General features: G+C 71.9%; 8 protein-coding genes. 4 read left to right on the top strand and 4 right to left on the bottom strand.

What is annotated here, in order from left to right; translation table 11 throughout:
* The first annotated feature begins 70 nt into the window (after positions 1-70).
* Both J2S63_RS00110 and J2S63_RS00105 read left to right on the top strand, forming a co-directional pair.
* On the top strand, positions 71-832 hold the full coding sequence (locus J2S63_RS00110) for a DsbA family protein (protein ID WP_310296960.1): 762 nt from the start codon (positions 71-73) through the stop codon (positions 830-832).
* On the top strand, positions 829-1,464 hold the full coding sequence (locus tag J2S63_RS00105; protein WP_310296958.1) for a vitamin K epoxide reductase family protein: 636 nt from the start codon (positions 829-831) through the stop codon (positions 1,462-1,464). Before J2S63_RS00110 ends, J2S63_RS00105 begins: the two co-directional genes overlap by 4 nt.
* A 17-nt stretch (positions 1,465-1,481) precedes the next feature.
* Here J2S63_RS00105 and J2S63_RS00100 read toward each other — a convergent pair whose 3' ends face one another.
* Complete coding sequence (locus J2S63_RS00100; protein WP_310296956.1) at positions 1,482-1,949, bottom strand: winged helix DNA-binding protein; 468 nt, start codon at positions 1,947-1,949, stop codon at positions 1,482-1,484.
* A 94-nt stretch (positions 1,950-2,043) separates the two neighbouring features.
* On the opposite strand from J2S63_RS00100, the gene J2S63_RS00095 reads away from it, so the two are divergent.
* Positions 2,044-3,534: an MFS transporter gene (locus J2S63_RS00095; RefSeq protein WP_310296954.1), complete on the top strand. Its 1,491-nt coding sequence runs from the start codon at positions 2,044-2,046 to the stop codon at positions 3,532-3,534.
* A gap of 12 nt (positions 3,535-3,546) precedes the next feature.
* Here the strand turns inward: J2S63_RS00095 and J2S63_RS00090 are convergent, their stop codons facing one another.
* Positions 3,547-4,347: a S1 family peptidase gene (locus tag J2S63_RS00090; RefSeq protein WP_310296952.1), complete on the bottom strand. Its 801-nt coding sequence runs from the start codon at positions 4,345-4,347 to the stop codon at positions 3,547-3,549.
* Between the two features lie 111 nt (positions 4,348-4,458).
* Between J2S63_RS00090 and J2S63_RS00085 the strand changes: the two genes are divergently transcribed.
* The gene (locus tag J2S63_RS00085; protein ID WP_310296949.1) at positions 4,459-5,628 is read left to right on the top strand and encodes a hydroxymethylglutaryl-CoA reductase; all 1,170 of its coding nucleotides are present in this window, start codon (positions 4,459-4,461) and stop codon (positions 5,626-5,628) included.
* 4 nt (positions 5,629-5,632) lie between these two features.
* On the opposite strand, the gene J2S63_RS00080 is transcribed toward J2S63_RS00085, so the two are convergent.
* On the bottom strand, positions 5,633-6,121 hold the full coding sequence (locus tag J2S63_RS00080) for an NYN domain-containing protein (protein WP_310296944.1): 489 nt from the start codon (positions 6,119-6,121) through the stop codon (positions 5,633-5,635).
* Positions 6,122-6,195: 74 nt separating this feature from the next.
* A complete protein-coding gene (locus J2S63_RS00075; protein ID WP_310296939.1) occupies positions 6,196-11,010 on the bottom strand; it encodes a carboxypeptidase regulatory-like domain-containing protein in 4,815 nt (1,604 codons plus the stop codon).
* Between the last annotated feature and the right edge of the window lie 215 nt (positions 11,011-11,225).

Here is an 11,225-nt window from a genome sequence, read left to right as displayed (position 1 = left end):
CCCGTATTCCGCCAGGGGGCACGGCTACCGTGAGGACGTCGGCAAGGGCGCGTCGCGCGAAGGGTGGACGATGAGCAACAAGTCCCGCACCAGGAGCCAGGAGCTGCGGCGCCTCAAGGCCGAGACCGCCCGGCGGGAGGCCCGCACACGGCGCATCGTGACCCTGGTCGGGGGCCTGGTGGTCCTCGTCCTGGTCGGCGCGATCGCCTTCGCGGTCCACCAGGCCTCGCAGTCGACGGACAGCACGGCGAGTCCCTCGGGCAAGGTCGTGGTCCCCGCGAGCGTGAAGGACGGCTCCATCCCGGTCGGCGACCCGGGCGCGCCGGTCACCGTCACCATCTACCTCGACTACATGTGCCCGGCGTGCGGCAAGTTCGAGGCGACCCAGGGCAAGGACCTCGACCAGATGATCGAGGACGGCAAGGTCCGGGTCGAGCTCAGGCCCATCGCCTTCCTCGACCGCGCCTCCCAGGGCACGAAGTACTCCACCCGCGCGGCGAACGCCGTGGCCACCGTGGCCGACGGCTCGCCGGAGCACGTCTGGGCGCTCAACCAGTCGCTCTACGCCCACCAGCCACAGGAGGGATCGACGGGGCTGACCGACGACCAGATCGCCGAGCTGGCCCGCACGGCCGGGGTGCCGACGGCCGTGGTGGACCGCTTCACCAAGCGGGAGTTCGAGCCCTGGGTGCAGAAGTTCACCCAGGACGCCTTCGACGCCGGCATCGAGTCGACGCCCACGGTCCGGGTGGACGGCAAGGACCTCGCCGACGTCTTCACCCCGGGCGCCCTGAAGCGCGCGGTCGACCAGGCCGCCGGGAGCAACGGGTGAGCACCGACCTGCTCGACACCCCCGCCGGGTCGGCGTCGCTGCGCCGACGCCGGCACACGGGCGTCTGGGTCACGATGCTGGTGGCCTCCCTCGCCAGCCTGGTGGCGTCGTTCGTCCTCGCGACCGACGCGATCCGGCTGGCCGAGAACCCCGGCCTCGACCTGAGCTGCAACATCAACGCGGTGATCAGCTGCGGCACGGTCGCCGGCTCGTGGCAGGCCTCCGTGCTGGGCTTCCCCAACGCGTTCCTCGGGCTGATGAGCGAGCCGGTGGTGATCACGGTCGCGGTGGCCGGGCTCGCGGGCGTCCGGTTCCCCCGCTGGTTCATGCTCACGGCGCAGATGTTCTACCTGATCGGCTTCGCCTTCGCCTACTGGCTCTTCGAGCAGGCGATGGTCGACATCGGCGCGCTGTGCCCCTGGTGCATGCTCGTCACCGTCGCCACGACCTTCGTCTTCTTCGAGCTCACCCGGATCAACGTCCTCGAGGGCCACCTGCCGTTGCCCGCCGGCGCGCAGGCTGCGTTGGAGAAGGCGGTGCGCCTCCGCCTGGACGTGTTCGCGCTGGCCGTCTGGCTGCTCCTCCTCGCCCTCGTCGTGGTCCTGAGGTACGGCGAGGCGCTGTTCGCCTGACCGCCGGGGGCCAGGCCTCAGGCCTCGCGGGGCTCGCCGGCGGCAGGGCCGATCGCGGCGGCGTACGCCTCGACGAAGGCGCCCAGCAGCGCGGGGAACTCCTCGCGACAGTGCTCGGGGAGGGAGGCGAGGGCGGACTCGAGCCGCCCGAGGTGACCGTCGAGGTCCTGGGCGAAGGTGGTGAGCCCCTCGGGGGTCGCCTCGACCAGCTGGGCGGGTCGGCCGGGCTCGCGGAAGCGACGCAGCAGGCCGGCGGCGAGGGCGGCGTTGGCCTGACGGTTGACGGTGGACTGCTCGAGCCCCAGGTCGTCGGAGACCTGCTTGAGCGTGCGCGGGGCGTGGTCGGAGAACAGCCACATCAACCGCGAGTCGGCGATGCCGAGGGTGGCACCGGCCTCGGCGGCGCGCTGGGCGCGGTCGAGGCGCGACAGCGCCGAGGCGAGCTGCCAGCCGGGCTCGTCCGGGAGCGGGCGGGGCGTAGCCATGTGCCGGTCCTCACAGTGAGGGGACGAGGGATGGCGTGTAGCCTACACAACTGAACTGTGTAGGCTACACAATCCCCGTGCGCGAAGGACCTCCGTGACCTCGTCCCTCCCTGCCCCGACCGACCTCCCCACCCCACCGGTGGGTCGCCTGGCCGGTCCAGGCCTGGTCATCGCCGTCCTGTGCCTGGGCAGCCTGTCGGGGTCCCTCATGCAGTCACTGGTCATCCCGATCCAGAGCGAGCTGCCCCGCCTGCTCGGCACCGACCCGGGCAGCGCTTCGTGGGCGGTCACCGCGACCCTCCTGGCGGCCGCCGTCACCATGCCGGTCTCCGGCCGCCTGGCCGACATGTACGGCAAGAAGAAGGTCCTGGTCGTCTCGGCCGGCGTGCTCGTGGTCGGCTCGACGGTCGCGGCGCTGTCCAGCTCGCTCGCACCGTTCCTGGTCGGCCGCGCCCTGCAGGGCATGGCGATGGGCTACGTCCCGGTCGCGATCAGCCTGGTGCGCGAGGTCGCCCCGCCGGAGAGGCGGGCCGGGGCCGTGGCCGCGGTGAGCGCGACGCTGGGCGTCGGCGGCGCCCTCGGTCTCCCGCTCTCGGCGTGGATCGCCGAGGACTACTCCTGGCACGGCCTGTTCTGGCTCTCCGCGGTCCTGGCGGCCGTGATCCTCGCGCTCACCGCGCTGGTCGTCCCCGGCATCCACGACGAGCACCCCGGCCGCCTGGACCTGGTCGGCGTCGCGGGCCTCGCGGTCGGGCTCAGCTCGGTGCTCATCGGCGTGAGCAAGGGCTCGGACTGGGGCTGGGCGCACGGACGCACCCTCGGCGCGGTCGTGGGCGGCGTGCTGGTCCTCGCCGCCTGGACGGTCCACGAGCTGCGGCACGACGACCCGCTGGTCGACCTGCGGACCACCGTGCGACGCCCGGTGCTGTTCACCAACCTCGCCGCCGTGCTCATCGGCTTCGGGATGATGGCGCAGGCCATCGTCGTCCCCCAGCTGCTGGAGATGCCGGCCGAGACCGGCTTCGGGCTGGGCCAGACGATCCTGCAGGCCGGGCTGTGGATGGCTCCCGGCGGCCTGATGATGATGCTCTTCGCGCCGGTCTCGAGCCGGCTCATCACCACCGTCGGCGCGCGGGTCACGCTGGCCGTCGGCGCGGCCGTCATCAGTGCGGGGTACGTCGTCGCGCTGGCACTGATGGCCGCCCCCTGGCAGCTGATGGTCGCCTCGCTGGTCGCCTCGGCCGGCGTCGGGATCGGCTACGCCGCGATGCCCACGCTGATCCTCGACAACGTCCCGGCCCACGAGGCCGGCTCCGGGGTGGGCGTCAACGCGCTCATGCGGTCGGTGGGCACGACGGTGGCCGGGGCAGTGATGGCGGCCATCCTCACCAGCGACACGGTCAGCCTCGGTGGCGGCGTCGCGATCCCCGCGGAGGGCGCGTTCCGGCTGTGCTTCCTCGTCGGTGCCGCGGCGGCGCTCGCCGGTGCCCTCGTCGCGCTCCTGGTGCCGCGCCGGCCCGCGGCGGAGCGGGCACCCCGGCCCCGTGCCGCCGCGACCCTGCGCCCCAGCGCCGCGCAGTCCTGACCCGGACCGGGGTCAGAGCCCGGCGACGCGGGTGAGGAACCCGTGCGTCGAGGGGTTGTTCACCTCGGCGTAGACCCCGGGGAAGCCCGGCGTCGCGCAGCCGACGCCGTAGGACACCACGCCGACCTGGACGCGCCGGCCGTCGGCGAGCGTGCCGAAGAGGGGGCCGCCGGAGTCGCCCTGGCAGGAGTCGCCGCCGAGCGCGTCGGCGCAGATCTCGGTTGCGGGGTGGAAGCCGGTGAGCGAGTTGAGCGTGCACTTCCCGTCGGCGACGACGCTGAGGCGCACGGCCTTCATCCGCGACGGACCGAAGGGGAGGCCGAAGGCCTCGGAGCCCCAGCCGGCCACCGTCACCCGGGCGCCGTCCCGCTCGAGCCGGTTGTTCGTCGTGCTCACCAGCCTGATCGCCGGCACCCTCATCGCGCGGGTGGTGTGGAGCAGGGCGACGTCGTGGGTGCCGGTGGCGGCGTACCTCGGGTGGACCCGGACCCGGTCCACCCGGAGGGTCTGGCCCTTCGAGGTCTGGCTGAGGTCGGTGCGTCCGACCACGACGCGGAGGGTCCCGGGCCTGGTCGTCGAGCCGTCCTGCTCGGTCATGCAGTGCGCCGCGGTGAGCACCCAGCGGGAGGTGATGACCGACCCGCCGCAGAAGTGGCCGTCGGCGTCCTGGACCGACGCCATGAAGCGGTAGCCGCCGTCCTTCACCGACGAGCCGCCGACGATCGCCTCCGACGGCGCGGTGCCGACGACGGCTCCGGCGGCGGCGAGGGCCGCGGTGGCCAGGACGGTGGTGAGCCTGAGTGGGCGTCGCATGGGGTGGTCCTCCGGTCCCGAGAGTCGGTCGACAGGTCCAACGAGTGCCGCCGGACGACGTCACGGAGCGGCTGGGCACGCAGGTCGCGGGGACCTGTCATCCTCCTCACCATGACGGACCTGAGGATCCCCCGCGAGGACGACGACTACGCACCCACGGCGATCGAGGGCCGCCAGCGCCACGTGCGCGAGCACACCGACAGCCCGCTCGAGCACGTCGCGTCGTACTCCCTGGACCCCACCACGCTGCCCGGCAACGTCGAGCACTTCCTCGGCGTCGCCCAGGTCCCGATCGGCGTGGCCGGTCCGTTGCTGGTCGACGGCGAGCACGCCCAGGGGGAGTTCCTCGTGCCGCTGGCGACGACCGAGGGCACCCTCGTCGCGTCGTACAACCGGGGCATGAAGCTGTGCCGCGAGGCCGGGGGCATCCGCACGACCGTGCTCGACGACCGCATGCAACGCGCGCCGGTCTTCAGCTTCGAGAGCGCGCGCGAGGCCCGCGACTTCGCCGCGTGGCTGGAGGAGAACTTCGACTCGATCGCCGCCGCCGCCGAGGAGACGACCAGCTCCGGCAAGCTCCTCGACATCCAGCGCTTCTCGGTCTCCAAGCTGCTCTACACCCGCTTCAACTACTCCACCGGGGACGCGGCCGGGCAGAACATGACCGGCAAGGCGACCTTCGCCGCCTGCGCGTGGATCAAGCAGAACTACCCCCGCGAGCTGCACTTCCTGCTCGAGGGGCAGTTCGCCACCGACAAGAAGACCTCCGTGGTCAACATGCTCCACACGCGTGGCAAGCGGGTGGTCGCCGAGATCACGCTCCCCGCCGCACTGGTCGAGGAGCAGATGCACGTCTCGACCGACAAGCTCTACGCCGCCCGCATGCGCGGCCAGCTCGGCTCGATCATGTCGGTGACCAACAACAACGGCAACCACTCCGCCAACGGGCTCACCGCGATGTTCATCGCGACCGGCCAGGACGTCGCCAACGTCGCGGAGTCCTCGGCGCTCTACGGCTTCTCCGAGCTCCTGCCCAACGGCGACTTCTACGCCTCGGTCACCCTGCCCAGCCTCATCATCGCGACGTACGGCGGCGGCACCGGTCTGGCGACGCAGCGCGAGTGCCTGGAGGTGCTGGGCTGCTACGGCTCGGGCAAGGTGCTCAAGCTCGCCGAGATCATGGCGGCCACGGTGCTGGCGGGGGAGCTCTCGCTCGGGTCGGCGGTCGTGGCCGAGGAGTGGGTCGAGGCCCACGACAAGCACGGCCGCAACCGTCCGTGAGGACTCACGCTGCGGCCGTGGAGCCGGGGCTGAGCAGGAGCAGGTCGCTGGCGACGGTGGCCAGACGACGGCTCAGCGAGGTGCCGTGGGCCGCCACCGTCACGCGCACCCCGCGCGCGACGAGGGCGGCCACGGTGTCGGCGAAGAGCCCGTCGCCGCTGGCCAGGACGACCTCGTCGAAGCGCTCGTGGACCCGCTGGCCCAGCTCCTCGACGAGGGCCAGGTCGGCCCCGTCGCGGCCGTGCCCCCACCGGCACACCGAGCCCTGCCAGACCCACACCACCGAGGGCAGCGCGCCCTCGTCGACCGCCACCGTCACGTGGTCGCCGGGGCGCAGGGCCCCCGCGTCGGCCAGGCGGCGCCGCACCCAGGCGGCGCAGTCCTCGGTCTGGCACGGCCCGCCCGCGATGTTCTCCAGGTCGACGACGACCAGCCGCCGACCGTGGCCCCATCGCACCTCGGCCCGTGCCCTGCGTGCCTCGCTCCTGCTCACCTGCGACCCCCTCCACCTCACCGCGTCCCCCTGACGCGGTGGGTCGAAGATAGGCGGAGGGTCCGACAGAAGCCTCAGGACACCTTGACCGTCTTGGCCGAGAGCCTGGTGGCGGTGTTGTAGCCGGCCTTGGTCCACTTGACCCGGAACTGGATCTGGTGTCCCTTGTCGGCCGAGACCAGCGTGTAGGTCTTGGCCGTCTTGCCGGTGATCACCACCCCGTCGCGCAGCCACGCGTAGGCCGCGGTCGCGGCCGGCGTGCAGCTGCTCGGCGCGCCGGTCAGGGTCTTGCCGACCTTGACCGTGCCCGACACCGTCGGCGTGCCACAGGTCAGCGTGCCCTTGGCCACGGCTGCGGTGAGCGCCGACTGGGCGGACGACGAGGAGAAGCCGGCCTTGCTCGCGGTCACCCTGACCCGCAGCTGCTTGCCCACGTCGGTGGCGGTCGGCTTGTAGGTCGAGGCGGTCGCGCCGGTGATGGCGGTCGTGCCCCGCAGCCACTGGTAGGCGAAGGTCGTCCCGGACTGCGACCAGGTGCCGGGCTTGGCGGTGAGGGTCGACCCGACCTTGGCCGTGCCGGTGACGGTCGGCGCGGCGGTGTTCTGCAGGGCCGGGGCCGCCGGGACCGACACCGTGCCCAGGGCGACGTTGGCGCCCCTGGTCATGGCCTTGGCCGCGGCGTCGCCGGGGGTGACCCCGAGCGTGCCGTCGCCGTCGTAGTAGCGGGAGCCCGCCCCGCACTCGCCGCCGGCCACCCGGAGCAGGTAGCCGCCGGTGGTCAGGCCGGTGACCCGGAACGTGCCGTCCTCCTTGCTGTAGCCGGTGCGCTCGGCGAACTTGCCGGTGGACGTGTACGCCGTCACGACGCAGCCCGCGAGAGCGTGGCCCGGGACGGTGGACGACCGCAGGGACCCGGTCACGGTGCCGCCCCGGACGAGGGTGGCGTTGACAGCGGTCTTCTGCTGCGTCGCCGTCAGCGTGATGGGCGTGGCCGACCCGACGCCGGCGCTCTCCGACTTGGCCTGCCAGAACTGCCCCTCGGCGAGCTCGGTGTTGGTGCCGTAGACGCCCCGGGCGAACTCGACCCGGTAGCTGCCGGCGGCGAGCGAGTCGATGCGGTAGACGGGCGAGGTGGTGGTCACCGAGTCGATCCCGACCAGGTCACCGGTCGAGGCGTTGCGGACCACGACGGTCGAGGCCCAGCCCTCGGGGGCGGTGGGGAAGCCCACCGTGCCCGAGATCGAGGCGCCGTCGCCCAGCAGGACGTCGGACAGGGTCACGGCGGCGGTCCCGACGGTCACCGTCTGGGCGGCGGCTGCCGTGGCGGCGTTGTTGTAGTACTCCGAGACCCGGTTGTCCGAGGTGGCGTACTGCAGCTTGTAGGTGCCCGGCGGCAGGTCGAAGAGGTACTTGCCGTCGGCGTCGGTGTAGCCGTAGCCGGCGTAGGAGCTGTAGGTGCCGTCCGTCGCCTTCCGCACGGCGTAGACGCTGGCGTCCTCTGCGGGCTTGCCGTTGGTGCCGAGGACCCGGCCGCTCACCGTGCCCCGCTTGGCCAGCGAGCCGTTGGCAGTCGCGTCGCCGCCCGCGGTCACGGGCACGTCGGTCGCGGTCGCCACGGTGGTCTTGTCGAGGTAGAACTCGTCGGCGTGACCCGCGGCCCTGAAGCCGAGGCGGTAGGTCCCGGGCAGCATCAGGTCGAGGGTGTAGGTGCCCGTGTCGCTGGTGTACGCCGAGCGGCTCAGCCTCACCCAGCCGGCCGGGGTGCTGACGTAGGGCTCGATGTAGCCCTCCGACAGCTTCTTCCCGGTGCCGTCCTCGGACAGCGTGCCGTGGATCTTGCCGGGGTTGTTGAGGGTGACGTCCAGGCCGGTGACGTCGGCCGTGGACACCGCCGTCACGATGCCCGCCTCCGGGACCGCCTTGTCGTTGCGGCACTCGAAGGGCAGGCCGTAGGTGAAGGCGCAGACGACGTAGCTGCCGGCGGGCACCCGGTAGCTCCAGGCGCCGCTGGCGTCGGCCATGAGGTTCTCGACCTCGTCGAAGGACGTCGTCCCGCCGGCAGTGGTCCTGCGGTAGATCGAGACGAACGCGCTCGAGGCGGGGCTGTTGTCCGGCCGGCGGACGGTGCCGGAGACCTTCGGGAAGGGCGCCAGCACGTCGTTGACCGTGGAGGTCGCGCCGTCGGTCACGGTGACCGTGGCAGCCGCCCCCACCGTGGCCGCGTTGTTGTAGAACTCGCTCTTGTGGCCGGAGGCGTCGAACCCGAGCCGGTAGGGCCCGCCCCCGAGGTCGGGGAAGGAGTAGGTCCCGTCCGTGTCGGTGCCGGTGTAGTCGGTCTCCACCCACTCGTTGGGGTGCAGCGGCCCACGCGGACGGTAGAGCGTGACCTCGGCGTCACCGACGTTGCCGAGGCCATCGGTGACCTTGCCGCTGATCGCCCCGGCGCCGTCGAGGTTCTCGTTGAGGTTGGGGACGTCGGCAGTCGTGACGGTCACCGGGGTGGCGTTGTCCGCCGACCGGGCTCCGTTCCACCACTCGGGGACCTTGCCGGCGGCGGAGTAGACGACCCGGTAGGTGCCGGGCGCGACGCTGAGGTTCCACAGGCCGCCGGCGTCGGTCGTCGCCGAGTCGACGTAGTCCCAACGCGTGCGGTCGGGCAGCACGACCCTGCGCTCGACGGTGACGTCCGCACCGTCCAGCGCGGTGGAGCCGCCGGTCGTGACCTTGCCGCTCAGCTTGCGGGGCGGCGCGACCAGGGCGGCGTTGGCGGTGCCGGTGCCGTTGAGCGGGGTGGCGACCTCCTTGCCGGCCTCGAGGTTGGCGGCGTCGGCGTAGTACTCGGTGGTGTAGCCGGGGGCGCTGAACCGCAGGCGCACCTTGTCGCTGCGGATGTTGGTGAAGGTGTACTTGCCGGCGGCGTCGGTGTCGGCGGAGGCCCAGAAGCTCCAGCTGTTGCTGTAGTCCTGGAACACCCAGGCCGACACGTCGGCGCCGCTGATCGGCGTGCCGCCCGTGCCGGTCACCGTGCCGGTCGCGACGCCCCACCGGTCGAGCACGTCGTTGACGCCGGTCTTGCTCCCGCCCGCCACGAGCGTGAAGCGGGTGGCGCGCGTCGCCACGGGGGTCTCGCCGAAGTACTCGTCGCGGTAGCCGGGCTTGGTGAACTCCACGCGGTACTCACCCGGCGAGACGCCGGCCGTGTAGGTGCCGTCGGCGGCCGTGGTGGTGGAGGTGAGCTCGGAGAAGTACGCCGTGCCGTCCGTGCGGTGCATCTTGCGCTCCACGCTGACCTGCACGCCGGGGATCGCGGCGCCGGCCAGGCTCGTCACCTTGCCCTTGACGGGGAGCGCGCCGGCCAACGTGGCGTTGATCGCGGTGTCGCTGTCCTTGGCGACGGTGACGAAGGTGGCGTCGTAGAGGTCGTAGACGTTGTTGTGGAACTCCGGTGCGAGGCCGCTGCCGGCGAAGCCGACGGTGTAGGTGCCCGGGTCGATGTTGCTGAAGGTGTAGGCCCCGCCCGCACCGCTCGTGGTGGTGTCGTCGGGGTAGGCGGAGCCCTTGCGGTAGAGGCTGACCGTCGCCCCGGTCACGGTGCCGGAGGGGCCGGACACGGTGCCGTGGATCTTGCCGGGCTTGTTGAGGGTCGGGCTGATGGTGGTCACGTCGGTCGAGCCGACGGTGACGGTGGTCGCGGTCTCGAGGGTGTCCTTGTCCTGCCAGTACTCCTCGAGGTAGCCCGAGGCGTAGAAGTCGACCTTGTAGGTGCCGGGGGCGACGTCGAAGAAGTACTTGCCGGTGGCGTCGGTGCTCGCGTAGTCCACGGAGGTGCCGGTGGCCGCGTCGTAGAGCGTGACGGAGACGTTCTGCACCGCGCCGGCCCCGCCGGACCCGGTGACGGTGCCGCTGAGCTTGTGCGACTGCACCAGGGCAGCGCTCACCCCGGTCTTGGCCTGCCCGGTGGTGAGGGTGAACGTGGTCGCGGTGTCCAGGGTGCGCTGGTCGTTCCAGAACTCGGGGACGTAGCCGGTCTTGCTGAACTTCACCGCGTAGGTGCCGGAGCTGAGGCCGGTGAGGGTGTAGACGCCGCTGGCGTTCGTGGTCGCAGGGGTGCCCACCTGGTCCCAGTAGTCGGAGTCGGGGAAGTACTTCCAGGCCTCGACGGTGACGCCCTGCAGCGCGCTGCCGGAGGTGACGGTGCCGCTGACCGAGGCACCTGCCAGCAGCTTGACGTCCGCGGTCGTCTGGTTGCCCTGGGTGACGCTCACGTCGGTGCCCGCGCCGACGGTCTCCGCGTTGGTGTAGAAGGTCTCGGTGTAGCCGGACGCGGACGCGCCGACGCGGTAGGTGCCGGAGGGCAGGTCGACCGAGTAGTCGCCGTTGCTGTCGGTGGTGGCGTAGTCGTAGTCGTACCAGCTGCTGCCGCTCTGCTGGTAGACCGTCACCGACGCCCCGTCGACGGGGGCGTCGTTCGGGGCGGTGATCCTGCCCTTGATGCCCGTGGGCGTGGGATCGAGGTAGATCTCGGCGTAGGCGCCGGAGAAGGAGTCCACGGCCAGGGCGTCCGCCCCCGCCAGGGTCGTCGAGCTGTAGGCCCACGAGGCCACGTGGCCCGCAGGGTTCGGCACACCGACGTAGTAGGTGCCGTCCGCGAGGCCGGCGAACTCGTAGGACCCGTCCGACGCGGTCATGTGGGTGGTGACCGGCGTCTGGCTGCTGTTGTAGAGCTGCACGGTGACGCCGGACAGCCCGGTGTAGTCCGAGGTGTCGTAGACGTAGCCGCCCAGGGTGCCGGGGTCGTACGCCGCGGCGTTCGCCGGACCGGCGAGGGGGACGAGCAGTGCTGCCAGCAGCACCGAGACGAGCAGGACGAGACGCTGTCGGATCTGCATGATCCGCCCCCTGAGAAAAGTCTGAATGGCTCCCAACGTCCGGAACGTACGGCTGTGGGGGAGTCGCGGCCCAGGGGCGTCGGGTCCGGCGGGGCGGGACTCCGGTCCACGACTGGTCCCCATCCCGACGAATCCGCACGTAGGGGCACCAACCACCCGTGTGAGCCAGGTCGCGGTGCGAGCCAAGGAGCCGGCCGCTAAGGTTAGGCATACCT

This window comes from Nocardioides marmoribigeumensis, assembly GCF_031458325.1.
Taxonomy (GTDB): Bacteria; Actinomycetota; Actinomycetes; order Propionibacteriales; family Nocardioidaceae; genus Marmoricola_A; species Marmoricola_A marmoribigeumensis.
This window is presented reverse-complemented; position numbering and strand designations above follow the sequence as displayed.

Bases quoted from the DNA above. Each gene is read 5' to 3' on its own strand.
- J2S63_RS00090 (WP_310296952.1), bottom strand. From the start codon at position 4,347: ATGCGACGCCCACTCAGGCTCACCACCGTCCTGGCCACCGCGGCCCTC.
- J2S63_RS00085 (WP_310296949.1), top strand. From the start codon at position 4,459: ATGACGGACCTGAGGATCCCCCGCGAGGACGACGACTACGCACCCACG.
- J2S63_RS00075 (WP_310296939.1), bottom strand. From the start codon at position 11,010: ATGCAGATCCGACAGCGTCTCGTCCTGCTCGTCTCGGTGCTGCTGGCA.
- J2S63_RS00100 (WP_310296956.1), bottom strand. From the start codon at position 1,949: ATGGCTACGCCCCGCCCGCTCCCGGACGAGCCCGGCTGGCAGCTCGCC.
- J2S63_RS00110 (WP_310296960.1), top strand. From the start codon at position 71: ATGAGCAACAAGTCCCGCACCAGGAGCCAGGAGCTGCGGCGCCTCAAG.